The organism is Streptomyces sp. NBC_01635, assembly GCF_045209715.1.
Classification (GTDB): domain Bacteria; phylum Actinomycetota; class Actinomycetes; order Streptomycetales; family Streptomycetaceae; genus Streptomyces; species Streptomyces hirsutus.
The window spans coordinates 2,442,037-2,466,414 of sequence record NZ_CP109277.1 but is presented as its reverse complement, the minus strand read 5'-3'; the positions used below and the strand labels follow the sequence as shown (position 1 = coordinate 2,466,414).

The window sequence follows — 24,378 nt, the reverse complement described above, 5'->3', positions numbered from 1 at the left end:
TGGACAACAAGTCGGCAATTCCGGCAAATCCCCCGCATCCGGTTGGGGGACCGGCGCCCCCTGGCTAACCTGCCGGTATGGCCCTCGGAACAGCGTCCGTCAGGACTGATCACGCACGCACCGTGCGCGACATGCTCGCTGACGGAAAGACGACGTACTCGTTCGAGTTCTCGGCGCCCAAGACGCCCAAGGGCCAGCGGAACCTCTGGAGCGCGCTGCGCAGGGTCGAGGCGGTCGCTCCGGACTTCGTCTCCGTCACCTACGGCGCCGGAGGGTCCACCCGCGCGGGCACGGTCCACGAGACCGAGCAGATCGTCGCCGACACCACCCTCACCCCGGTCGCCCACCTCACCGCGGTCGACCACTCCGTCGCCGAACTGCGCAACATCATCGGCCAGTACGCCGACGCCGGGATCCGCAACATGCTCGCCGTGCGGGGCGACCCGCCCGGCGACCCGATGGCCGACTGGATCCCGCATCCGCAGGGCCTGACCTACGCCGCGGACCTCGTCCGGCTCATCAAGGAGTCGGGCGACTTCTGCGTGGGGGTCGCCGCCTTCCCGGAGATGCACCCGCGGTCGTCCGACTGGGACACGGACGTCGCACACTTCGTCGACAAGTGCCGGGCCGGCGCCGACTACGCGATCACCCAGATGTTCTTCCAGCCCGAGTCCTATCTGCGTCTGCGTGACCGGGTCGATGCGGCGGGTTGCGGAACACCGGTGATTCCGGAGGTCATGCCGGTGACCAGTGTGAAGATGTTGGAGAGGTTGCCGCAGCTCAGTAACGCGTCGTTCCCGGATGCCCTGAAAGAGCGGATCCTCGCAGCGGCGGACGATCCGGCGGCGGTACGCTCCATCGGTATCGAGTTCGCCACGGAGTTCTGCGCACGGCTGCTGGCCGAGGGAGTGCCCGGACTGCACTTCATCACGCTGAACAACTCCACGGCGACGCTGGAAATCTACGAGAACCTGGGCCTGCACCATCCACCGCGGGCCTAGACCGGTCGCACCGGCGTACGACACACTGCGTAGCGGCCACTGGGAGAGGGGCGTACATGGGCTGGACGGTCCTCTACATCGCGTTCGGTGTGGTCGCGTTGTGGCTGCTCGGCGAGGTATTGCTGCAGTACAAGGCACGTCTGCGCTGGCGGCTGCTCGCCTTCGGGGGCTTTCTGGGCGTCGTGCTCGGTGTGCTGATCCCGTCGGTCGTCGTGATCGGCCTGGGCGCCATCGCCTTCGCGATCGGCCAGACCTACGTCACGCTGTCGTTCCGCCGCGGCTTCGCGGCCGGCTGGGCGGTCAACGCCCCCCTGCTGTCCGCCGTCAAGGGCGGCCGTGGTGACCGCGGGCGGGAGGAGCCGACTCTGGAGGTCTCCGATCTGGAGGCCACCGGCGACGGATACGGCGACGAGGGCGCCGAGCGGCGCCGCGACCGGGCCTCCTACGGAGCCGACGACGACTACGACCGCGACGACGTGTTCACGCCCGTGCGCGGCGAACAGCAGACGGCCGCCGAGACCACCGCCGTCTACGAGCCGCAGCCCATGCCCGACGACACCGGCTCGTACGGCGTCTACGGCGACAACGGGTACGGCACCCCCGCCCAGGACCAGTACGCGGCCACCGCCCAGAGCGCCGACCAGGGCTACGACACCGGCCAGAACACCGACCAGGGCTACGACACCGGCCAGAACTACGCCTACGACTACTCCGGTTACGGCCAGCAGCAGTCCTACGACACCACGGGCCAACAGCAGCAGTACGCCGCCTACTCCGACCCGTACATCGGCAACCCGACCTACGACGGGACCTCGTACGACACCGGATACACCGACCCGCAGCAGCAGTACGGCCAGCAGGGCTACGGCCAGGACCAGTACGGCGGCGGCTACGGCGGGGAGACCCCGGCGGGCGGTCTGTGGGTGCCGCAGCAGCGCAGCACCGACGACCTGTACGGCGGCGAACTCCCTCAGGAGCAGCCGTACCCGTACCAGGACGACGGCCAGCAGGGCCAGACCCCGGGCAACGGGAACGGCAACGGGTACGACGAGCAGCAGTACCGTTACTGACCCGACGGGCCGTTACTGACCCGGCGGGCCGGGCCCGGCCCGCCGCGGCCGCCGGTCCCGGCCGGTGATCCGCCCCGGTCCCCGCCGCTCACTGGGACCCGCGGAACCCCGGCCCCTCCACGATCAGGCCCGCGACCAGCGCGCCCGACATCCCGGCGTGCGGGAGACCCCCGCCGGGGTGCGACCAGCCACCCACTGTCCACAGCCCCGGTATGCCGGTGCTGTTGGACGGGTGCAGCAGGCGTCCGCCCGCCGCGGCGAGCGCCGGGACGGGCACCGCTCCGCCCTCCGCGCCCGTCGCCTCCGCGATGTCGTCCGGGGTGCGGACCTCGCTGTACAGGAGGCGGTCGCGCAGGCCGGGTACGGCCCGCTCGGCGGCGCCGATCATGGTGTGCGCGTGTGCGTCCAGGCCCGGCCCCGCGGACCCCGCGGGCACCGCGGAGGTGAGGGTGACCGACTCATGGCCCGCGTCGGGGACCAGGGCCGGGTCGTCGGGGCGCAGGACCGTGACCGTGGGGTGCGCGGGCAGGCCCGCGGGGGAGCCGAACAGGGACTCCAGCTCGGCCTCCCGGTCCCGGGTGTGCACGACCGTCCGGTGCGGTGTCCCCTCGGGACGTCCGCCGCGCAGTGCCAGCAGCACCGTCAGACGGCTCGCGGTCCCGAAGCGGCCCACGACCTCGCCCTCGCCCCGCACCCGCGTCCCCCGGGTCAGCCGGTCCAGCACGCCGGGCGTCACCCCGGCGATCACGTGATCCGCCTCGGCCACCGCCCCGTTCCCGCTCCCGCCGCCGGGGGAGGCGCCCTCGGTGAACTCCACGCCCGCCACCCGGCCGTCCTTCTCCAGAACCCCGGTGATTTCGGCACCGAAACGGAACTCCACCCTGCGGGCCAGGCACCGCTCGTACACCGCGCGGGCCAGCTCCCGCATGCCGCCGCGGACGTACCAGGTGCCGAAGGCGTGCTCCATGTACGGCAGCACCGCCGCGCTCGCCGGCGTGGACCGGGGGTCCAGGCCGTGCTCGAGCGCGTAGCCCTCCAGCAGGGAGGCCAGCCGGGGATCGCGCAGCTCCCAGGCGGCGACCTCGGCGAGCGTGCCCGCCGTGCGCGTGCGCAGCAGCTTCCTGTGGGGGACGGCCGGGTAGGGCTCACGCCCGGCCAGCACCTGCCAGTCGGGCCACAGCGGCTCCTCCAGGAGCGGCCTGCGGGTCCTGTCCCAGGTCTCGCGGGCCCGTACCAGGAAGTCCCCCCAGCGCTTGGCGGCGGCAGGGTCGAGGGCCGCGTCCAGGGCGGAGACGACACCCGCGCGGGACGCGTTCGGCAGCGGGACGCGCGTACCGTCCGCGAACACGTGGTGCGACGACGGGTCGACCTGGACCAGCTCGACGCAGGCCTCCAGCGGCTCCTTGCCCGTCTTCACGAACAGGTCGCGGTAGACCGCCGGCAGGGGGAGCAGGCCGGGGCCGGTGTCGAACGCGAAGCCCTCCCGCTCCAGCCGGCGCAGCGCGCCGCCGTACGTGTCCGTCCGCTCGTACACCGCCACCCGGTGGCCCGCGACGGCCAGCCGGGCAGCGGCCGCCATCGCGCCCAGCCCGGCGCCGATCACCGCAATCCGTGCCATGTCAGGGACTTTATCCGCCCCCGCGGCCACCCCCGGCCCCGAGTACCGTCGCCCACGCTCCGGTGACCAGCCGGCGGCCGGACCGGGTGGGGCCGGGTGCGCAGGAGTGAGTATCCGTACCTAGTGCCCGAGATGAGTACGCGCGCGGATGGGCCAGGACCTGCGGAAACGAGAGAGTGGAGATGACGGAGAGGGGCACGGTTCCGGAACCGGCGACACGGGGCGCCGGAACGGTCCGGGTCCGCGATCCGCTCCTTCCGCCGGCCGTGTCGGCGGGAGCGAGGCACGGGGGAACCCGGGGAACGACCGCAACGGGGTTCCACGGGGGGACGTACGGGGGAGCAAGGAAGACGCCGGTCCGGCAGTGGCTCGCGGGGGACGCAGCCACCGTCGGACCGGCACTTTCCGTGTCCCGGGCCGACCGCCGACCGCCGCCGGGTGCGGTCGTCCGCCAGGCTCAGCGGTGGCCGCTCACGCGTCCCTGCAGCAGCCGGGACAGCGCCGAGTGCACGTCGTCCAGGGAGCGCTCCGGCTGGAAGGCCTGCCAGTCCAGCGCGGCCACCAGCACCATGCCGACCAGCGCCGCGGCCGTCAGCGGAATGTCGATCTCCGCACTGAACTCCTCGTGGTCCACGCCCTCGCGCAGCACGTCCTCGACGACCGTCACGGCCTGCTGCCGGACCACCAGCAGCGTGGACTGCCAGGCCCGGTTGGTGCGCCACAGCTCGGCCACGTACAGCTGGGTGAAGGCCGGGTAACGGTCGATGAAGACCAGTCCCGCGCGGACCATCGCGTCCAGCGCGTCGACCTTGCTGCCCCCCGCCCCGGCGGTCCGCTCGGCCGCCTCCCGCAGAGAGGCGGTGAGGAGCCCGACCCCGTGTCGCAGCAGTTCCTCGAAGAGGACCGACTTGCTCGCGAAGTTGTAGTAGACCGTGCCCTTCGCGACCCCCGCCCGTTCGGCGATCTCGTCCACGGTGGTGGCGGAGAAGCCCTGCTCCGCGATGAGCGTGACGGCCGCCTCGTAGAGCTTCTGCCGGGTGGCCTCGCGGCGGGTGCTGCCGCCCGACGTGGTGCTGCTGCGTTCCATGCCCTGATTCTCACAGCACCCTCGGCCCGCCCCGCCACAGGCTCCGCCCCATGGCCGGCCCACCCGCACCGAACAGTCGGTCGAAGAAAAAGCACAGGTCGGAACGGATTGTCAGTGGCATACCTCACGATGAACCCATACGGCCACAGAGCCGTCACGAAGACGACAGGAGGTTCGTCATGGCCCACTCCTCCGCAGCCGCCGCCCGCCGGCGCCGCGCCACCGGCCCTGCCCCCTCACTGACCGGCCCCGCGAGCGATGTGCACCCCGTGCCGCGCCGCGCCACCGCCCCGCCCGCCGCCCTCGACCTGCTCGCCCAGGCCCGTGCCGGTCTCGACGAGGCCACCGTCCTCGACACCTCCAACGAGCGCTACGCGACGGCCCACCTCGCCGCCCTGCGTACCGCCGCCGCCGTGCTCGCCGCACGGGGACGGCCCGAGACCTCGTCCAGAGCCCGGAGCAAAATCCGGAGCGCCTGGGAAGTGCTTCCCGAGATCGCGCCCGAACTCACCGAATGGAGCGCCCTGTTCGCCTCGGGCGCCCCGCGCCGCGCCCGCGCCGAGGCGGGCATCCGGGGCGCGGCCAGCGGTCGGGACGCCGATGACCTGATACGGGACGTGGCGATGTTCCTGCGCCTGGTCGAGCGGATGCTCGTCCTCCAGCCCGTCCTCCCGCAGCCTCGCACGGACGCGGATCACCCCGACCACCCGGACGGCCACGACCCGGACGGCCGTGACCCCGGCGGACGAGGTCCGGACGGCCACTGCCCGGACGGCCACCGTCCGGACGGCGGCCTGGGCCGCGAGATGCCCGACGCGGGCTGAGTGCTCTTCCCGGTCCCCGGACTGCCCCGCCCGACGGTGGCGGGGCAGCCCGGCGCGGGCAACGCGGGGCAGGCCATAGGGTGGAAGACGCCTGAAGCCTCCGCGTTCCTTGTCCGGGACGGGGAGGCAGCCCGATCGCTCCGCCGTGAACGAGGCGGTGCCGCGCCGAGGAGTCAACTGCCGTGTCGGACACCCTGCGCCCCCGCGCCGCCCTCCGTACCGCCGTGGTCTGGGAGGTCCTCCAGGACGCCCTGGAGCGCCGGGCCAAGGCGACGGGACGGCCGGCGCTGGACGTTCTCGACACCGGCGGCGGCAGCGGCAACTTCGCCGTGCCCGTGGCCCGCCTCGGCCACCGGGTCACCGTCGTCGACCCCAGCCCCAACGCGCTGTTCGCCCTGGAGCGCCGCGCCGCCGAGGCCGACGTCGCCGACCGGGTCCGCGGCGTCCAGGGCGACGCCCACGGCCTCTTCGACGTCGTCGAACGCGGCGGCTACGACGTGGTGCTGTGCCACGGAGTCCTGGAATACGTCGAGGACCCGGCCGAGGGCGTGCGCAACACCGTGGCCGCCCTGCGCCCCGAAGGCGTCCTCAGCCTGCTCGCCGCCGGCCTCGGCGGCGCCGTGTTCTCCCGCGCCCTCGCCGGTCACTTCAAGGAGGCCCGGCAGGCGCTCGACGACCCGAACGGCCGATGGGGCGCCGGCGATCCCGTGCCGCGCCGCTTCACCGCCGATCAGCTCAGCGGTCTGGTGGAGGGAGCGGGCCTGCGGGTCGGCGCCGTGCACGGCGTACGGGTCTTCGCCGACTTCGTCCCCGGAGGCCTGGTGGACACCGAGCCCGGAGCCCTCGACGCGCTGCTGAAGTTGGAAGCCGCGGCGGCCGAACTCGCCGCCTTCCATTCCGTGGCCACCCAGCTCCATGTGCTCGGTGAGGCACCGGCGGCCGAAGGGGCCTGAGCAGCCGCCTGTGACGCGTCGCTGATCAGCGACGCGTCCGTCGGCAGCACAGCGCATGGAGTCCGCCCCGGGCCCCCCGAATGGCGGCTGGGCACCGTATGATCGAGGGAGACCGTCCGGCATGACGGCCTGGCCGTCGGGGAATGAGAAGCCTCGAGAGGGCCGGGACGCCCATGGCGGGTGCCGGTTGGCCAATTGGCGCAGAGGGGCGGGTTTCATGGGGGCGAATCCCTGCCTATCCTGAAGTGACCCCCCGGGTCGCCCCCGGCGACTGCACGATGAGGAGGACGCCGTGCCGCTCTCGGAGCACGAGCAGCGCATGCTCGAGCAAATGGAGCGAGCGCTGTACGCCGAAGATCCCAAGTTCGCGTCGGCGCTCGAGGGAAGTGGCCTGCGTACGTACACCCGTCGGCGGGTCTACCAGGCGATCGTGGGCTTCCTCGTAGGTATTGCGCTCCTCATGGCCGGAATGGTCGCCCAGCAGGTCTGGCTCAGTGTGGTGGGCTTCCTCGTCATGCTGGGCTGCGCGGTCCTCGCGGTGACCGGCTGGCGCAAGGCGCCCAAGCCCGGTGAGCAGGCGGCCGACACCGTCGGTGCCGTCGGCTCCACCGGCGTGCCGCAGTCCGGCCGGCAGGGCAGACAGCGGCGCTCCGTGATGGACCGCATAGAGGAGCGCTGGCAGCGCCGCCGCGACGAACAGGGCGGCGGGCAGTAGCTCCCCCGCACCACTCCAGGACTTGAGCGAAGAGCATGTGTCAGGGGGTGACCACCGACTCGGTGGTCACCCCCTGACACATGTCCGCACCCGGGTCGGCGCATGTCCGTACCCGGGCAGGCGTCGGGCGCCGGTCGCGCCACGAAGCACGGTACGAAGACGAGGGGCAGGACGATTTCCGGTCGTCCCGCCCCTCACCGTGCACCTGTTCAGCCGGGGCACCTGCCCGGCCGGGCCCGGCGCCGACCGGCCCGGACCCGGCCCGTCACCCCTGCTGCCGCGAGGGCCTGCGCCACGCGGGCCTGCGCCACGCCGGCCGCAGGGCGAGGACGCGGCCCCGCACGGCGGCCCACCGGGCCGACACCGTCCACACCACCCGCACCGTGGAACGCGGCAGGAGCAGCGCGCGCAGCCGCATGCCCCGGCCGGCCCCGGAGCTCAGTCCGGCGGCCACCCGGCGCACGTCGTCCGTGAGGCCCGCCGTCGGGCGCGGCCGCGGCGCGTAGAGGACCTGCTCCACGGCATCCGCCACCCGGTGCACCGAGGCCGCGGCATCCGGGTCGAGCCGGCCGAGCCGGACGATCCGGGCCGCCGCCTTGCGCGGAGTCAGCGACTCGTCCGGGGAGATACCGACGTCCCACGCCGTGTCCGTCAGCTCGTCCCAGACGGCCAGGGTGTGCGCCGCCGTGCCCGCCTCGGACCGGCCGTGCGCGCCCAGGCGCACCGAACGGGCCCGCAGCCGCCACAGCATCGGTGCCAGGGGCAGCACGAGGACGGCGAGACCGCCCAGCGCCCACGCCAGGACCCCGTACCACTTCGGCCCGTCGCCGCCCGTGGGCAGCGTCGCCAGGGGCGCCTCGCTCGCGCAGCCGTCCAGTCGCTGCTGCCGCACCGAGCAGCCCTCGCTCTCCGACGGGGCGGCCGAGGGCTCCGAGGACTCCGCCTCGGACGGCCGTGCCGGGTCGGGCAGTGTGCTCTCCGGGGTGTCCGGCACGGTGTAGGCCGGCACCGAACCGCGCGTGGGAGTCGGCTCGAAACGGGTCCAGCCCACGCCCTCGAAGTACAGCTCGGGCCAGGCGTGCGCGTCCCGCAGCCCCACCGCCACCGTGCCGTCCGCCTGCGGGGTGCCCGGCGCGAAGCCCACCGCGACCCGGGCGGGTATGTCCAGGGACCGGGCCATCGATGCCATGGCGAAGGAGAAGTGGACGCAGAAGCCCTCCTTGTCCCTCAGGAAGCGGGCGATCGCCTCCGAGCCACTGCCGACGTCGACCTCGGTGTCGTACTCGAAGCCGCCGCTCAGGGCGAAGTACTCCTGGAGCATGACCGCTCGGTCGTACGCGTTCGCCGCCCCCTCGGTGACCTCGCGGGCGGTCCGGGACACCACCGCGGGCAGCGAGTCGGGCAGCTCGGTGTAGTCCCGCTCCAGGGCGGCCGGCGGCGCCGACGCGTCGGCCAGCTGCTCCGGCGTGGGCCGCACGTTCAGGCTGCGTACCTGGTAGGTCAGGCCCCGGGTGTTCTGGCCGTGGTCGCCGACCAGCGTCATCCCGACCGGTTCGTAACGCCAGTTCCCCCTGATGTCCACGCCGCTCGGCGGATACGGCATCGGCAGCCAGTCCTGCCTGTACCAGTCGGCGGTCGAGATCGTCGTGCCGATCTCCTCGCGCTCCACGTCCGGGCCGAGGCCGGCCGGGGTGGGGAAGGCGCCGTCGGGCACCGTGGTGATGGACCGTTTGGACGGCTTCCAGGTGGTGCCGTCGAAGTCGTCCAGGGACACGATCCGCAGGTACAGGTCCGAGACGTCCTCCGTCTCGGAGCGCACCGACAGGACCTGGCGGTCCTCGTTCACGTTCAGCGAGTCGCGCAGTGACACCAGCGGGTTCACCGCGGAGATCGTGCCGCCCCCGCCGGCGCCCGGGCCGACTCCCGAACCCGCCGGGTCCAGCAGGCCGCCGTTCATGGTGGGCAGAGCGAGCGGCGCCACCAGGGCGATGCCCACCGCGAGCACCCCGATCCGCCGGCCGGTGCGCACCGGGGCACGGGCCCCGCCCGGCTCGCCGGGCGAGCCCTGCGACGCCCCGCCGAAGACCCGCCCCCACTGGGAGAGCCGTTCGCGCCCCTCCACGAGCAGCAGCATCAGATAGCCGGCCGCCGCCAGGAGGAACCACAGCCAGTCGGCCCCGCCGTCGGACAGACCCGCGGCGACGGAGTACAGCGCGAGCAGCGGCAGCCCGGCCGGTGCCGCGCTGCGGAAGGTCACCGCGAGGATGTCCACCAGCAGTCCGATCACCAGGACGCCGCCGACCAGCATCAGCCGGATGCCCTCGGACAGCGGCGCCGGTATCGCATAACGGCCGACGTCCGTCCCGCCCTGGTCGAGCAGCCCGGCGAAGAAGCGGAACGCGTCCGGACCCGGCAGCAGACCGGCGAACGCGTGCTCACGCGCGAAGACCAGGGTCAGCAGCACGAGCGCGACCAGGGCCTGCACCGCCACCGTCAGCGGGCGCGCCAGCGGCACCCGCCGGGCCAGCGCGCCCACGCCCGACTGCACCGCCAGCAGAAAGGCCGCCTGCACGATCCAGAAGGGCGGATCGACCAGCGGCAGCAGCGCGCACGCGGCCAGCAGCGTGGCCGCCCACGAGGCAACCGTCAGCCGCAGTCGTCCACTCACCCTGTTCCCTCCCCACCGCTCGCGGCCGCCAGGCCGGAACGCTCCCGGTCCGCCAGCCGCCACTGCTCCTCCAGGGAGGCGCCCCGTGGCACGCCCACCACCGTCCAGCCCGCCTCGCGCAGCATCCGCGACCGCTCCCCGCCACCCTCCGACGGACCGGACGCGCCCGACGGTTCCCGCAGCCAGGCCCCGCTGTCCAGGAGGAAGGCGACCGCGCTCCGGCTGCGCTGCCGCATCCGGGCGAGCACCGCCGCCTGCTCCTCGTCGAGATCACCGAGGAAGGCCACCAGAAGCCCCTCGTTCCCGCCGCGGACCATGTCGTACGCCCGGGACAGACCCTCCCCGTCGGAGTGGTCGACCACCGCGAGGGTATCCATCATCAGCCCGACCGCGTCCGCAGTGCCCTGGCTCGCGCCCGCGAACCCGTCGGAGCCCTCGCCCGGCACCGACGTGCCGGTGTCGGTCAGCAGCCGCACCGAGAAACCCCGCTCCAGCATGTGCGTCAGCACGGACGCCGCACCCGACACCGCCCACTCGAACGCCGAGTCCGGGCCCGCGCCGTCGTAGGCGATGGCGCGGGTGTCCAGCAGCACCGAGCACCGGGCCCGCTGCGGCTGCTCCTCGCGGCGCACCATCAGCTCGCCGTAGCGCGCGGTGGAACGCCAGTGCACCCGGCGCAGGTCGTCGCCGTAGCGGTAGCCGCGCGGGATCAGGTCGTCCTCGCCGGCCAGCGCCAGCGAACGCTGCCGCCCGTCGCCGTGCCCCCCGGCCTCACCGCTCAGCCGCACCGGCGGCAGCGGCTCCACGTGCGGGATCACCGTCAGCGTGTCGTACGTGGAGAAGGACCGGGTCAGCTCGCACATCCCGAACGGGTCGGACAGACGCAGCTGCAGCGGGCCCAGCGGATAGCGGCCGCGCAGATCGGAACGGACCCGGTAGGACACTTCGCGGCGCCCGCCCGCCTCCACCCGGTCCAGCACGAACCGGGGCCGCGGCCCGAGTACGTAGGGCACCCGGTCCTGGAGCATCAGCAGGCCCGTGGGCATCGGGGACACGTTGTCCATCCGCAGATGCACCCGGGACTCGGAGCCGGCCGGTACCCGCGAGGGGGAGAGCCGGCGGCTGCCGGCGACCCGGTGGCGGGTCCGGTGGAGCACGCTCGCGCACACCAGCGGCAGCACCGCCAGCAGCAGCCCGACCCGCAGCAGATCGCTCTGCCCGAGCACATAGGCGCAGACCGCGGCGGCCGCACCGGCGGCCAGGAAGGAGCGCCCGCGGGTGGTCAGCCCGGCCAGAGCCGTGCGCAGGCCGCCCCGGTCACCGTGGTCGTCCTCCGCGCGGACCGGTCCCGCGGTCGTCATCACAGCCTCCGCGGCTGCTGCCGGCCGTAGCCGAGGCCGCCGCGGCCCAGGCCGATGCCGGTCTCCTGCGGGGCCGCGGACGGTACCGGCGTGCGCTGCAGGATCTCCTGCACCACCTGCTCGGCCGTGCGGCGGTTGAGCTGGGCCTGGGCGGTGGGCAGCAGCCGGTGCGCCAGGACGGCCACGGCGAGCGCCTGCACGTCGTCCGGCAGCGCGTAATCCCTGTCGTTCAGCGCCGCGGACGCCTTCGCGGCGCGCAGCAGGTGCAGCGTCGCGCGCGGGGAGGCGCCGAGTCTGAGGTCGGGGTGTGTGCGGGTGGCGGCGACCAGCTCCACCACGTACCGGCGGACCGGTTCGGCCACATGGACCGCGCGCACCGTCTCGATCAGCTTCAGGATCTCGTGCGCGTGCGCCACCGGCTGGAGGTCCTCCAGCGGAGAGACACCGCCGTGCACGTCCAGCATCTGCAGCTCGGCCTCGGGGCTCGGGTAGCCGACCGAGACACGGGCCATGAACCGGTCGCGCTGGGCCTCCGGCAGCGGATAGGTGCCCTCCATCTCGACCGGGTTCTGCGTCGCCACCACCATGAAGGGACTGGGCAGGTGGTAGGTCGTGCCGTCGATGGTGACCTGGCGCTCCTCCATCGACTCCAGGAGCGCGGACTGCGTCTTCGGCGACGCGCGGTTGATCTCGTCGCCGATCACCACCTGCGCGAAGATGGCACCCGGCTTGAACTCGAAGTCGCGGCGCTGCTGGTCCCAGATGGACACACCGGTGATGTCCGACGGCAGCAGGTCCGGTGTGAACTGGATGCGCTGCACCGAACAGTCGATGGACCGCGCCAGCGCCTTGGCCAGCATCGTCTTGCCGACGCCCGGGACATCCTCGATGAGCAGATGTCCCTCGGCGAGCAGCACGGTCAGCGAGAGCCGTACGACCTCGGGCTTGCCCTCGATCACGCCCTCCACCGAACCCCGCACGCGCTCGACCACGGCGGTCAGATCAGTGAGGCTCGCTCGATCGTCATAGGTCGTCACCCGGCCCTCCTCGGCCTTTCCCCCCGCTCCGAAGGAACGAGGGCCCCAAATGTCCGGGCCGACGCCTTGCTGTGCGGACCGGCCCACCCCGAATCACGGACGCCGTGCGGAAAGAGTTCCACACGGCACCACTCCCGCATTCTTGCTGCCGTTACCGATTCGTGTCACTCGCCTGTGGACAACTGGCGGTGATATGTCAGGTCGTAAGATTTTTGTGAATATCGTTCGACCTGGTGGAATCCGGGGAACGGGCGCGCGAACCCCCGGCGAAGGGCGTCCTCGGAGCGGGCCGACGGGTCAGGCGGGGTCGATCTCGCGCAGCAGGCCGCTCTTCACGTCGAAGACGAATCCGCGCACGTCGTCGGTGTGCAGCAGGAACGGCGAGGTGCGCACGCGCTGCATCGACTGGCGCACGTCCTGGTCGGCGTCCCGGAAGGCCTCCACGGCCCAGGCGGGACGCTGGCCGACCTCCATCTCCAGGTCGTGCCGGAACTCCTCGGTGAGCGACTCGAGGCCGCAGTTGGTGTGGTGGATGAGGACCACGCTGCGGGTGCCGAGTGCCCGCTGGCTGATGGTCAGCGAGCGGATCACGTCGTCGGTGACGACGCCTCCGGCGTTGCGGACGGTGTGACAGTCGCCGAGCTCGAGACCGAGCGCGGCGTGCAGGTCGAGCCGGGCGTCCATGCAGGCCACCACGGCGACACGGAGGACGGGCCGGGCGTCCATTCCGGGATCGACGAAGGCGTGGGCGTACTGCTCGTTCGCGTCCACCAGGCGATCGGTGACCGTGCCCTGGCTGACTGTCGCGCTTCCTGAACCCGCGGGAACCGATGCAGAAGTCGTCATAGCCATGACGGTACTGGCCACCTGCCGTCCGGGCTCGCTGTGGGACAGGACAAAGAACGTCATCCGTCTTTGGTGTGAGATGACCCACAAGGGGGGTGTGAGTCTCCTCGTACGAGTGGTTTCCCTGTGATGCGGTTGTCCTCACGCCGAGGGCCGCGCCGCGCAGGCCGGTTGATTGACCGGGCGACACCGTGGACTAAAGTGACGCGAAGCGGGAGGCGAGACTCCCCGCTGCACTGATTTCCCCGGAGAACCGGGCAGCGTCCCGGAGATCTCCCCGCGTGCGCTGCGCGTACGCACGGCTCGGCCTCCTCCCGTTCCCGGCCTGCTGTCGCCTCCGGCGCCGGCGGACCGCCCCGTCCACACCGGGGGAGGGGCGGGGACCCGGCGGTGCGTCACGGCCGCGCCGGACTTTGAGAAGAGGGCCCAGACCCCATGGGGCGCGAAGCGCATGCGAACACGGGCGGGCACACCCGGCACGTCCCGGTGATGCTCCGGCGGTGCCTGGACCTGCTGGCGCCCGCCCTGGAGCGGCCGGGAGCCGTGGTCGTCGACTGCACCCTCGGCCTCGGCGGCCACAGCGAGGCCCTGCTGACACGGTTCCCCGAGGCGCGGCTGATCGCCCTGGACCGGGACAAGGAGGCGCTGCGCCTGTCCGGCGAGCGACTCGCCCCCTTCGGTGAGCGCGCCACCCTGGTCCACGCCGTCTACGACGAACTCCCCGACGTGCTCGACCGGCTCGGCGCCCCGCGCGTGCAGGGCGTCCTGTTCGACCTGGGCGTCTCCTCCATGCAGCTCGACGAGGCCGACCGCGGCTTCGCCTACGCCCAGGACGCCCCGCTCGACATGCGCATGGACCAGTCGGCCGGCATCAGCGCCGCCGAGGTCCTCAACACCTACCCGCCCGGCGACCTCGTCCGCATCCTGCGCGCCTACGGCGAGGAGAAGCAGGCCAAGAGGATCGTGGCCGCGGTGGTGCGCGAGCGGGAGAAGGAGCCGTTCACCACCAGCGCACGCCTGGTCGAGCTGATCCGCGACGCGCTGCCGCAGGCCGCCAAGCGCACCGGCGGCAACCCGGCCAAACGCACCTTCCAGGCCCTGCGCATCGAGGTCAACGGCGAGCTCTCCGTGCTGGAGCGGGCGATCCCGGCCGCGGTGCGGGCGCTCGACGTCGGCGGCCGGATCGCCGTGCTGTCGTACCACTCCCTGGAGGACCGGCTGGTCAAGCAGGTGCTCGCGGCGGGCGCCGCCACCACCGCGCCCCCCGGGCTGCCGATCGTCCCCGAGCGCTACCAGCCCCGGCTCAAGCTGCTCACACGCGGTGCCGAACTTCCCACCGAGGAGGAGATCGCAGAGAACCGGCGAGCGGCACCCGCACGGCTGCGGGGCGCCCAGCGCGTCCGGGAGCACCTCGAATGACGTGCGGGGGACTCGGGTACGGAAGGCAGGCTTCGGGCGAACCCAAGGGAGCGTGAGTGAGCAGGAAACCCGAACTGAGGGGAAGGGCGGCCCGTCTCGCGCAGCTCCTCCCCACGGGACGGGCCCAGGCGGCCCGTACCCCCTTCGTGCTGCTGGTCGTCCTTCTCCTGGGCGGCGGACTGATCGGGCTCCTGGTGCTGAACTCGGCCCTCAGCGAGGGCGCGTTCCGGCTCGACGACCTCAAGCGGGAGACGAAGAGCCTCACCGACGAGGAGCAGGCCCTCCAGCGGGACATCGACGCCTACTCCGCCCCCGACGCCCTCCAGCGCCGGGCCCGCGAGCTCGGCATGGTGCCCGGCGGGGACCCCGCCTTCCTGAACCCCGACGGCAAGGTCAAGGGCGTCCCCAGCCCCGCCACCGCCTCCCGCGCGCCCCTGGTGCTCGCCCCCGAGGCGCTGGCCACCGTGACGGCCACGCTCCCGGGCACGGGGTTCGGCACAGTCCCGGGCGCGGCGGCAGACCCCACGGCCGCCACCGCCTCCGAGGCCGCCCCCACGTCCACCCCCGCATCGACTCCCGGCAGGTGACGGAAGTGTCCGACAGGGAACCGCCCCGCCGCCGTGTACCCGGCCCCGCCCGGCCCGCCCGCCCGGGCGCCGGGCAGCGCCCCGGAGCCCGGCCGGCCCCCCGTTCCCGGCCGGCCTCCCGCCCCCGGACGCCGGGTTCGGCGGCCCCGAAGGCCATCCGGCTGGGCAGCCCGCGTCCCCGGCTGCGCCTGATCGGCCTGGTGCTGGCCCTGGTCCTGAGCGTCTTCGTCGTGCGCCTGCTCCAGGTGCAGGCCGTCAAGGCCGACACCTATGCCGCGAAGGCCGGGCAGAGCCTCTACGTCGGCCAGGTGCTGGACGCCGAGCGCGGCAGGATCACCGACCGCAACGGCGTCGCCCTGGCGACCAGCGAGGACGCCTACGACATCACCGCCGACCCGACGATGTTCGCCCCCGACCAGCTGGAGATCGCCGACGGTCCCGAACAGGCCGCCGCCCTCCTCGCCCCGATCCTCGGCCAGGACCAGGACCAGCTGGCCGGGAAGCTGCGGCCGGACAACAAGGCCCTGCGCTACGTCAAACTCGCGAGCCGCCAGACTCCCCAGGTGTGGCAGCAGATCAAGGACCTGAAGTCCGCGCTGGCCCAGAAGGCGGAGACCGACACGTCCTCCGTCAACGTCCTCGCCGGCGTCCTGTCCGTGCCCACCAGCAAGCGGGTGTACCCCAACAACGAACTCGCCGCCGGGATACTGGGCTGGGTCAACGCCGAGGGCAGGGGCGGCGGCGGCATCGAACTCCAGCTGGACAAGCGGCTCGCCGGCGAGGACGGCAAGATCCGCTACGCCCAGTCCGGTGGCCGTCTGGTGCCGACCGTGGACTCCAGCGAGACGCCGGCCGTCCCCGGCAGCGACGTCGAGCTCACCATCGACCGCGACATCCAGTGGGCCGCGCAGAACGCCATCAGCGAACAGGTGGAGAAGTCGAAGGCCGACCGCGGTTACGTCATCGTCCAGGACACCCGCACCGGCGAGGTCCTCGCCATGGCCAACGCGCCCGGCTTCGACCCCAACGACCTCTCCGAGGCCGATCCGGCGGCCCTCGGCAACGCGGCCCTCCAGGACGCCTTCGAGCCCGGATCCACCGCCAAGGTCCTGTCCATGGCGGCCGTGCTGGAAGAGGGAGCGGCCACCCCGCGGACGCATGTCGTCGTGCCGAACCGGCTGCACCGCGGCGACCGCCTGTTCAAGGACGACGTCGACCACCCGACCTGGTACCTCACCCTCAACGGGGTGCTCGCCAAGTCCAGCAACATCGGCACCATCCTGGCCACCGGCCAGCTCGGCAAGACCCAGGCCGCCGCCAACAAGGTGCTCTACGACTACCTGCGCGCCTTCGGTCTCGGCAGCCACACCGGACTCGGCTTCCCCGGCGAGACCAAGGGCATCCTCGCCCCGCCCGGCACCTGGTCGACCTCCCAGCAGTACACGATTCCTTTCGGCCAGGGCGTGTCCGTCAACGCCATGCAGGCCGCGTCCGTCTACTCCACCATCGCCAACGGCGGCGTACGCGTCGAACCCGCGCTGGTGCGCGGCACCAAGGAGCCCGACGGGAGCTTCACCTCCGCCCCGAAGCCCGAGAAGACACGGGTCGTCAGCCAGAAGACGGCGAAGACGCTCGCCCGGATGCTGGAGTCGGTCGTGGACGACGAGGAGGGCACCGGCACCAAGGCGCGCATCCCCGGTTACCGGGTGGCGGGGAAGACGGGTACGGCCAACCGCGTGGATCCGGCCACCGGCAAGTACCACGGCTACACCTCCTCCTTCGCCGGGTTCGCGCCCGCCGACCAGCCCCGGGTCACCGTCTCCTGCGTCATCCAGAACGCCACCGAGGGCAGTTACTTCGGCGGCCAGATCTGCGGCCCCGTCTACAAGCAGGTCATGGAGTTCGCCCTCAAGACCCTCCAGGTGCCGCCGACCGGTGCCGAACCGGCCAACTTCCCGGTCACCTTCAAGCGCTGACCGGCCGCGAACCCTCGCGTCCGGCCCGCACGGAACCACCCAGGAACAGCCCGTGACAACGATCACCCCCGACCCCGGGAAACCGAACACTCCCGACCCCGGGAAACGGAACACCCCCCGCCCCGTGCCGGACCCCGCCGCCGGACACGGCTCCCCGCCGGACGGCACCGCGCACGGCCCCCTCTTTCGCTCCGCGGCGGGTGAGCCCGGTACGCTCACCGCCGTGCCACACGCTGATCAGTCCCAAACCACTCAGAAGGGCCACCCCGTGACATTTCCCGGGCCGCCCCGGCCGGCGCGGGTCACCGCCACACCCCTCGCGGAACTCGCCGGTCAGCTGGGTGCCGCCGTGCCGCAGCGGACCGCCGACGTCACGGGCATCACCCATGACTCGCGCGCGGTGCGCCCCGGTGACCTGTACGCCGCCCTCCCCGGCGCCCGCCTGCACGGCGCCGACTTCGTCGACCAGGCGGCGGGCCTCGGCGCGGTCGCCGTGCTCACCGATCCGAGCGGCGCCGAACGCGTTGCCGCGGCCGGCCTGCCCGCCCTGGTGGTCGACGACCCCCGCGCGGGCATGGGCGAACTGGCGGCCACGATCTACGGCCACCCGGGCCGCGACCTGCTCCAGATCGGCATCACCGGCACCTCCGGCAAGACCACCACCGCCTATCTCGTCGAGGGCGGCCTGAAGACCGTCCGCGGCACGGCCGAGGGCGGCGGCGGGCGACGGGTGGGGCTGATCGGCACCGTCGAGATGCGCATCGGCGACGAGCGCATCAAGTCCGAGCGCACCACGCCGGAGGCCACCGACCTCCAGGCCCTGTTCGCCGTCATGCGCGAACGCGGTGTCGACGCGGTCGCCATGGAGGTCTCCAGTCACGCCCTGGTCCTGGGCCGGGTGGACGGCTGCGTCTTCGACATCGCCGTCTTCACCAACCTGAGCCCGGAACACATGGAGTTCCACTCCGACATGGAGGACTACTTCGGGGCCAAGGCGCAGCTGTTCACCCCGCTGCGCAGCCGCCTCGCCGTGGTCAACGCCGACGACGAGTACGGCCGCCGCCTCACCAAGGAGGCCGGCGTCCCCGTCATCACCTACTCCGCCGAGGGCCACCCCGACGCCGACTGGCGCGCCGAGGACGTCGTGGTCGGCCCCACCGACTCCACGTTCACCGTGCTCGGCCCCGAGGGCGAGCGGATCACCGCCCGGTCGCCGCTGCCGGGCCCCTTCAACGTGGCCAACACCCTCGCCGCGATCGTCGCCCTCGCCGCCGCCGGACTGGACCCGCAGGCCGCCGCCGACGGTGTCGCCGCGGTCCCCGGCGTGCCCGGCCGGCTGGAGCGGGTGGACGCGGGCCAGCCGTACCTCGCGGTGGTCGACTACGCGCACAAGACCGACGCCGTCGAATCGGTGCTGCGCGCCCTGCGCAGGGTCACCGAGGGCAAGGTCCACGTGGTGCTCGGCTGCGGCGGGGACCGGGACGTCACCAAGCGACGGCCGATGGGCGCCGCGGCGGCCCGGCTCGCCGACACCGCCGTACTGACCTCCGACAACCCCCGCTCCGAGGACCCCCTCGCGATCCTCGCCGCCATGCTGGAGGGCGCGGCCTCCGTGCCCGCCCACGAGCGCGGGGAGGTGCAGGTCTTCGAGGACCGGGCCGCGGCGATCGCCGCCGCCGTCGCCCGCGCACAGCCCGGCGACGCCGTGCTGGTCGCCGGCAAGGGCCACGAGCAGGGACAGGACATCGCCGGGGTGGTGCGTCCCTTCGACGACCGCCAGGTGCTTCGCGAAGCTATCCAGCAGACCCAGGGATGAACTTGTGATCGCCCTCTCCCTCGCCGAGATCGCAGAAGTCGTCGGCGGGCAGACGTACGACATACCGGATCCGTCCGTTCCGGTCACCGGGCCGGTGGTGCGGGACTCACGGGAGGTGGTGCCGGGCAGCCTGTTCGTCGCCTTCGCCGGTGAACGCGTGGACGGCCACGACTTCGCGGCCGCGGTCGTAGAGGCGGGCGCGGCGGCCGTGCTCGCCTCCCGGCCCGTGGGGGTGCCCGCGATCGTCGTCGGGGACGTCCAGAGCGCGCTGGGCGCCCTCGCCCGGCACGTCGTGCGGCGTCTCGGCGCCACCCTCGTCGCACTGACCGGCTCGGCCGGCAAGACCAGCACCAAGGACCTCATCGCGCAGGTGCTGCGGCGCAAGGCGCCGACCGTCTTCACCCCCGGCTCCCTCAACAACGAGATCGGGCTGCCGCTGACCGCGCTCACCGCCACCGAGGAAACCCGGTTCCTCGTGCTGGAGATGGGCGCCCGTGGCATCGGCCACATCCGGTACCTCGCGGGCCTGACCCCGCCGAAGATCGGCCTGGTGCTCAACGTGGGCACCGCGCACATCGGGGAGTTCGGCGGCCGGGAGCAGATCGCACAGGCCAAGGGCGAACTCGTCGAGGCCCTCCCCGAGGACGGCACCGCGGTCCTCAACGCGGACGACCCGCTCGTACGCGCCATGGCGTCCCGCACGAAGGCGAAGGTGCTCCTCTTCGGGGAGAGCGACGAAGCGGACGTTCGGGCCGAGAACGTACGACTCATGGACAGCGGACAGCCCTCGTTCAGGCTTCACACACCCTCCGGTGCAAGCGATGTGACCATGCGCCTGTACGGTGAGCACCACGTGTCGAACGCGCTCGCCGCGGCCGCCGTCGCCCACGAGTTGGGCATGTCCGCAGACGAGATCGCACTCGCGCTCTCCGAAGCGGGCTCCCTCTCCCGCTGGCGGATGGAGGTCACCGAGCGCCCGGACGGCGTGACGGTCGTCAACGACGCCTACAACGCGAACCCCGAGTCCATGCGAGCCGCCCTGCGCGCGCTCGCGGCCATGGGCAAAGCCTCACAGGCGAAGGGGGGCCGTACGTGGGCGGTGCTCGGCAAGATGGCCGAGCTCGGGGACGAGGCGCTCGCCGAGCACGACGCGGTCGGACGGCTCGCCGTCCGACTCAACGTCAGCAAGCTCGTCGCGGTCGGGGGCAGGGAAGCCGCCTGGCTGCAACTGGGCGCATATAACGAGGGTTCGTGGGGTGAGGAGTCGGTGCACGTGTCCGACGCACAGGCGGCTGTCGACCTGTTGCGCAGTGAATTGCGCCAGGGAGACGTCGTTCTCGTGAAGGCGTCCCGGTCGGTCGGTCTCGAGAGCGTGGCGCAGGCGCTGCTCGCGACCGGTACCGAGGGCGAGGTCGTCGCCCGATGATGAAGCAGATCCTGTTCGCAGGAGTCATTGGCCTCTTCCTGACGCTGATCGGCACCCCGTTGCTGATCAAGCTGCTCGCACGCAAGGGGTACGGTCAGTACATCCGCGACGACGGCCCGCGCGAGCACGCCAGCAAGCGCGGTACGCCGACGATGGGCGGTATCGCCTTCATCCTGGCGACGGTCGCCGCGTACTTCCTGGCGAAACTGGTCACGGGCTACGTGGACCCGAAGGTCGACGCGTCGCCGACCTTCTCGGGTCTGCTGGTGCTCGGCCTGATGGTGGGCATGGGCCTGGTCGGCTTCCTGGACGACTACATCAAGATCGTCAAGCGGCGTTCGCTGGGCCTGCGGGCCAAGGCGAAGATGTCCGGCCAGCTGATCGTCGGTATCACCTTCGCCGTGCTCGCCCTGCAGTTCGCGGACGACCGCGGCAACACCCCGGCCTCCACCAAGCTGTCGTTCATCACCGACTTCGGCTGGACCATCGGCCCGGTGCTGTTCGTCATCTGGGCGCTGTTCATGATCCTCGCGATGTCGAACGGCGTGAACCTGACGGACGGTCTGGACGGCCTGGCCACCGGCGCCTCCGTCCTGGTCTTCGGCGCCTACACCTTCATCGGCGTCTGGCAGTTCCAGGAGTCCTGCGCCAACGCGACGACCCTGACCAACCCGGGTGCCTGCTACGAGGTGAGGGACCCCCTCGACCTCGCGGTGGTCGCCTCCGCGCTGATGGGTTCCTGCCTGGGCTTCCTGTGGTGGAACACCTCGCCGGCCAAGATCTTCATGGGCGACACCGGTTCGCTCGCGCTCGGCGGCGTCCTCGCGGGCCTCGCGATCTGCTCCCGCACCGAGCTGCTGGTCGCCATCCTGGGCGGCCTGTTCGTCCTCATCACCATGTCGGTGGTCATCCAGGTCGGCTCCTTCAAGCTCACCGGGAAACGCGTCTTCCGAATGGCACCGCTCCAGCACCACTTCGAACTCAAGGGGTGGTCCGAAGTCCTTGTCGTGGTCCGCTTCTGGATCATCCAGGGCATCTGCGTGATCGTCGGACTCGGCATCTTCTACGCGGGATGGGCAGCGGACAAGTGACCGCACCAGTGGCATCGCAGTCCCCGGAGCCCTACCGGTTCCGGGGCAGGCACATCACCGTCGCCGGGCTCGGCGTCTCCGGCGTCCCGGCGGCCAGGGCGCTGCACGGCCTCGGCGCGCACGTCACGGTCGTCAACGACGGCGACGACGAGCGCGCCCGGACCCAGGCGGCCGAGCTGGAACGGCTCGGCATCGCCGTCCGCCTCGGCGAGCAGGCCGCGAGCACCCTCCCCGAGGGCACCGAACTCGTCGTCACCGCCCCCGGCTGGAAGCCCGACAAGCCGCTGTTCACCGCCGCCGGACAGGCCGGCGTCCCGGTCTGGGGCGACGTCGAACTGGCCTGGCGGCTGCGCGGCCCCGACGCCCCGCCCTGGCTCGCGGTCACCGGCACCAACGGCAAGACCACCACCGTCCGGATGCTCGCCTCGATCCTCGAGGCGGCGGGCCTGCGCACCGCGGCCGTCGGCAACATCGGCGTCTCGCTCCTCGACGCGGTGCTCGGCGACGAGCGGTACGACGTGCTCGCCGTGGAACTGTCCAGCTACCAGCTCCACTGGTCCTCCTCCCTGCGCGCGCACTCGGCGGCGGTGCTGAACCTCGCCCCCGACCACCTCGACTGGCACGGCTCCATGGAGGCGTACGCCGCCGACAAGGGCCGTGTCTACGAGGGCAACCGGATCGCCTGCGTCTACAACGCCGACGCCACCGACAAGCCGTCCACCGAGGACCTGGTCCGCGCGGCCGACGTCGAGGAGGGCTGCCGCGCCGTCGGCTTCACCCTCGGCACCCCCGCCCCCTCCCAACTCGGCGTCGTCGACGGCATCCTGGTCGACCGCGCCTTCGTCGAGGACCGCCGGGGCAGCGCCCAGGAACTCGCCGAGGTCGCCGACGTCGACCCGCCCGTCCCGCACAACATCGCCAACGCCCTCGCCGCCGCCGCCCTCGCGCGCGCCTACGGGGTGCCGGCGGCGGCCGTACGGGACGGGCTGCGCGCCTTCACCCCGGACGCCCACCGCATCGCGCATGTCGCCGACGTGGACGAGGTCGCCTATGTCGACGACTCCAAGGCGACCAACACCCATGCCGCACAGGCCTCGTTGGCGGCCTACGAGTCGATCGTGTGGATCGCCGGCGGACTCGCCAAGGGTGCCGCCTTCGACGAACTGGTCGCGGCCTCGGCGAAGCGCCTGCGCGGCGTCGTCCTGATCGGCGCGGACCGCGCGCTGATCCGCGAAGCCCTGGCGCGACACGCACCGGAAGTACCCGTGGTCGACCTCGACCGGACCGACACTGGGGCGATGCTCCAGGCTGTCCAGGAGGCGAAGCGCCTCGCCCGGCCCGGCGACACGGTGCTGCTGGCCCCGGCCTGCGCCTCGATGGACATGTTCGCCAACTACAACAGGCGCGGTGAGGCGTTCGCACAGGCGGTGCGCGAACTCGGTGCCTGACCCGGCCGCCTGTGCCGGGCGACCTTGGGAGGGACGCGTGGGACCGTCGAGGCACCATGGGGCGCACAGCGGAGGCCGACATGCCCGGTAGCCGCACGGGACGGCCTCCCGTGCGGCGGGCGCCCCACCGCCCCGCCGCACCCCGGCAGGCCCGCGAGAACCCCCTGAGGGCCCTCCACGCGCGGGCCTACAAGGCCTGGGACCGGCCGCTGACCGCCTACTACCTGATCCTCGGCGGCAGCGCGCTGATCACCGTGCTCGGCCTGGTGATGGTCTACTCGGCCTCCCAGATCACCGCGCTGCAGATGTCGCTGCCGGGCTCGTACTTCTTCCGCAAACAGCTCCTGGCCGCCGGCATCGGCGCCGTGCTGCTGCTCGCGGCCTCCCGGATGCCGGTGAAGCTGCACCGGGCGCTGGCCTACCCCATCCTCGCGGGCGCCGTCTTCCTGATGGTCCTGGTGCAGGTGCCGGGGATAGGGATGGAGGTCAACGGCAACCAGAACTGGATCGGCGTCGGCGGCTCCTTCCAACTCCAGCCCAGCGAGTTCGGCAAGCTCGCCCTGGTGCTGTGGGGCGCCGACCTGCTCGCCCGCAAGCAGGAGAGGCAGCTGCTGTCCCAGTGGAAGCACATGCTGGTGCCGCTCGTTCCGGCCGCCTTCATGCTGCTGGGACTGATCATGCTCGGCGGCGACATGGGCACGGCGATCATCCTGACGGCGATCCTCTTCGGCCTGCTCTGGCTGGCCGGGGCGCCCACCCGGCTGTTCGCCGGCGTGCTGGCCGTCGCCACGCTGATCGGCGCCTTCCTCATCTGGAGCAGCCCGAACCGCATGGCCCGGCTCGCCTGCCTCGGCGCCACCGAGCCCCAGGCGGGCCCCGTCGACTGCTGGCAGGCCGTGCACGGGATCTACGCACTCGCGTCCGGCGGGATCTTCGGGTCCGGACTCGGCGCGAGTGTGGAGAAATGGGGCCAACTGCCGGAATCCCACACCGACTTCATCTTCGCCATCACCGGTGAGGAACTGGGTCTGGCGGGGACGCTGTCGGTACTCGCCCTGTTCGCGGCTCTAGGCTATGCGGGTATCCGCGTGGCCGGACGCACGGAGGACCCCTTCGTGAGGTATGCCGCGGGAGGCGTGACCACCTGGATCACGGCCCAGGCCGTGATCAACATGGGTGCGGTCCTCGGACTGCTGCCGATCGCAGGTGTTCCCCTCCCGCTGTTCTCCTACGGGGGCTCCGCCCTGTTGCCGACCATGTTCGCCATCGGACTGCTGATCGCCTTCGCGCGTGACGAGCCCGCTGCGCGGGCGGCGCTTGCGATGCGGCAACCTCGCTTTGGTAGAAAGCGGAACCGGGGTACTCAGCGACCCCACAGATGGAACACGATGCGACGGCGCGCCACGGCGGCACGTTCGTCCGGAGAGCGGTGAAT

19 protein-coding genes are annotated in these 24,378 nt (G+C 72.4%); 13 read left to right on the top strand and 6 right to left on the bottom strand.

Annotation, left to right across the window (positions count from 1 at the left end; all coding sequences use genetic code 11):
* Positions 1-77: 77 nt before the first annotated feature.
* Both metF and OHB56_RS11660 read left to right on the top strand, forming a co-directional pair.
* The gene (gene metF, locus OHB56_RS11665; protein ID WP_326752201.1) at positions 78-1,001 is read left to right on the top strand and encodes a methylenetetrahydrofolate reductase [NAD(P)H]; all 924 of its coding nucleotides are present in this window, start codon (positions 78-80) and stop codon (positions 999-1,001) included.
* A 56-nt stretch (positions 1,002-1,057) separates the two neighbouring features.
* Entirely contained in the window at positions 1,058-2,071 is a 1,014-nt protein-coding gene (locus tag OHB56_RS11660) for a hypothetical protein (protein ID WP_406353066.1), read from the top strand.
* An 88-nt stretch (positions 2,072-2,159) separates the two neighbouring features.
* Here OHB56_RS11660 and OHB56_RS11655 read toward each other — a convergent pair whose 3' ends face one another.
* Together OHB56_RS11655 and OHB56_RS11650 are read right to left on the bottom strand one after the other, a co-directional pair.
* Complete coding sequence (locus OHB56_RS11655) at positions 2,160-3,689, bottom strand: phytoene desaturase family protein (protein WP_406353065.1); 1,530 nt, start codon at positions 3,687-3,689, stop codon at positions 2,160-2,162.
* Positions 3,690-4,146: 457 nt separating this feature from the next.
* Positions 4,147-4,776, bottom strand: coding sequence for a TetR/AcrR family transcriptional regulator (locus OHB56_RS11650; protein ID WP_326752198.1), 630 nt, complete (start codon positions 4,774-4,776; stop codon positions 4,147-4,149).
* Between the two features lie 179 nt (positions 4,777-4,955).
* Between OHB56_RS11650 and OHB56_RS11645 the strand changes: the two genes are divergently transcribed.
* From OHB56_RS11645 to OHB56_RS11635, 3 genes are all read left to right on the top strand, one after another.
* Positions 4,956-5,600 carry an SAV_6107 family HEPN domain-containing protein gene (locus OHB56_RS11645; RefSeq protein WP_406353063.1) on the top strand — a complete coding sequence of 215 codons (645 nt, stop codon included), beginning with the start codon at positions 4,956-4,958 and terminating at the stop codon, positions 5,598-5,600.
* A gap of 182 nt (positions 5,601-5,782) precedes the next feature.
* A complete protein-coding gene (locus OHB56_RS11640) occupies positions 5,783-6,553 on the top strand; it encodes a methyltransferase (protein WP_055591863.1) in 771 nt (256 codons plus the stop codon).
* A gap of 292 nt (positions 6,554-6,845) precedes the next feature.
* A complete protein-coding gene (locus OHB56_RS11635) occupies positions 6,846-7,268 on the top strand; it encodes a DUF3040 domain-containing protein (protein ID WP_406353060.1) in 423 nt (140 codons plus the stop codon).
* Between the two features lie 265 nt (positions 7,269-7,533).
* On the opposite strand, the gene OHB56_RS11630 is transcribed toward OHB56_RS11635, so the two are convergent.
* From OHB56_RS11630 to OHB56_RS11615, 4 genes are all read right to left on the bottom strand, one after another.
* The gene (locus OHB56_RS11630) at positions 7,534-9,936 is read right to left on the bottom strand and encodes a DUF3488 and DUF4129 domain-containing transglutaminase family protein (RefSeq protein ID WP_406353058.1); all 2,403 of its coding nucleotides are present in this window, start codon (positions 9,934-9,936) and stop codon (positions 7,534-7,536) included.
* Complete coding sequence (locus OHB56_RS11625; protein WP_406353056.1) at positions 9,933-11,297, bottom strand: DUF58 domain-containing protein; 1,365 nt, start codon at positions 11,295-11,297, stop codon at positions 9,933-9,935. The genes OHB56_RS11630 and OHB56_RS11625 overlap by 4 nt, the downstream gene beginning before the upstream one ends.
* Positions 11,297-12,334, bottom strand: a complete 1,038-nt coding sequence (locus OHB56_RS11620; protein WP_326752191.1) for a MoxR family ATPase — start codon at positions 12,332-12,334, stop codon at positions 11,297-11,299. The genes OHB56_RS11625 and OHB56_RS11620 overlap by 1 nt, the downstream gene beginning before the upstream one ends.
* 297 nt (positions 12,335-12,631) lie before the next feature.
* Complete coding sequence (locus OHB56_RS11615; RefSeq protein ID WP_326752190.1) at positions 12,632-13,180, bottom strand: carbonic anhydrase; 549 nt, start codon at positions 13,178-13,180, stop codon at positions 12,632-12,634.
* Between the two features lie 435 nt (positions 13,181-13,615).
* Between OHB56_RS11615 and rsmH the strand changes: the two genes are divergently transcribed.
* From rsmH to ftsW, 8 genes are all read left to right on the top strand, one after another.
* Entirely contained in the window at positions 13,616-14,599 is a 984-nt protein-coding gene (gene rsmH, locus OHB56_RS11610; protein WP_406353054.1) for a 16S rRNA (cytosine(1402)-N(4))-methyltransferase RsmH, read from the top strand.
* Positions 14,600-14,655: 56 nt separating this feature from the next.
* Entirely contained in the window at positions 14,656-15,186 is a 531-nt protein-coding gene (locus tag OHB56_RS11605) for a septum formation initiator family protein (protein ID WP_326752188.1), read from the top strand.
* A gap of 5 nt (positions 15,187-15,191) precedes the next feature.
* Positions 15,192-17,162, top strand: coding sequence for a penicillin-binding transpeptidase domain-containing protein (locus OHB56_RS11600; protein ID WP_326752187.1), 1,971 nt, complete (start codon positions 15,192-15,194; stop codon positions 17,160-17,162).
* 268 nt (positions 17,163-17,430) lie between these two features.
* Positions 17,431-18,978, top strand: coding sequence for a UDP-N-acetylmuramoyl-L-alanyl-D-glutamate--2,6-diaminopimelate ligase (locus OHB56_RS11595; RefSeq protein WP_326752186.1), 1,548 nt, complete (start codon positions 17,431-17,433; stop codon positions 18,976-18,978).
* 4 nt (positions 18,979-18,982) lie between these two features.
* A complete protein-coding gene (murF, locus tag OHB56_RS11590; protein WP_326752185.1) occupies positions 18,983-20,404 on the top strand; it encodes a UDP-N-acetylmuramoyl-tripeptide--D-alanyl-D-alanine ligase in 1,422 nt (473 codons plus the stop codon).
* Entirely contained in the window at positions 20,404-21,495 is a 1,092-nt protein-coding gene (mraY, locus tag OHB56_RS11585; RefSeq protein ID WP_326756964.1) for a phospho-N-acetylmuramoyl-pentapeptide-transferase, read from the top strand. The genes murF and mraY overlap by 1 nt, the downstream gene beginning before the upstream one ends.
* On the top strand, positions 21,477-22,943 hold the full coding sequence (gene murD / locus OHB56_RS11580; protein ID WP_326752184.1) for a UDP-N-acetylmuramoyl-L-alanine--D-glutamate ligase: 1,467 nt from the start codon (positions 21,477-21,479) through the stop codon (positions 22,941-22,943). Before mraY ends, murD begins: the two co-directional genes overlap by 19 nt.
* Before the next feature lie 80 nt (positions 22,944-23,023).
* Positions 23,024-24,376 carry a putative lipid II flippase FtsW gene (ftsW, locus tag OHB56_RS11575; RefSeq protein ID WP_326752183.1) on the top strand — a complete coding sequence of 451 codons (1,353 nt, stop codon included), beginning with the start codon at positions 23,024-23,026 and terminating at the stop codon, positions 24,374-24,376.
* Positions 24,377-24,378 lie beyond the last annotated feature (2 nt).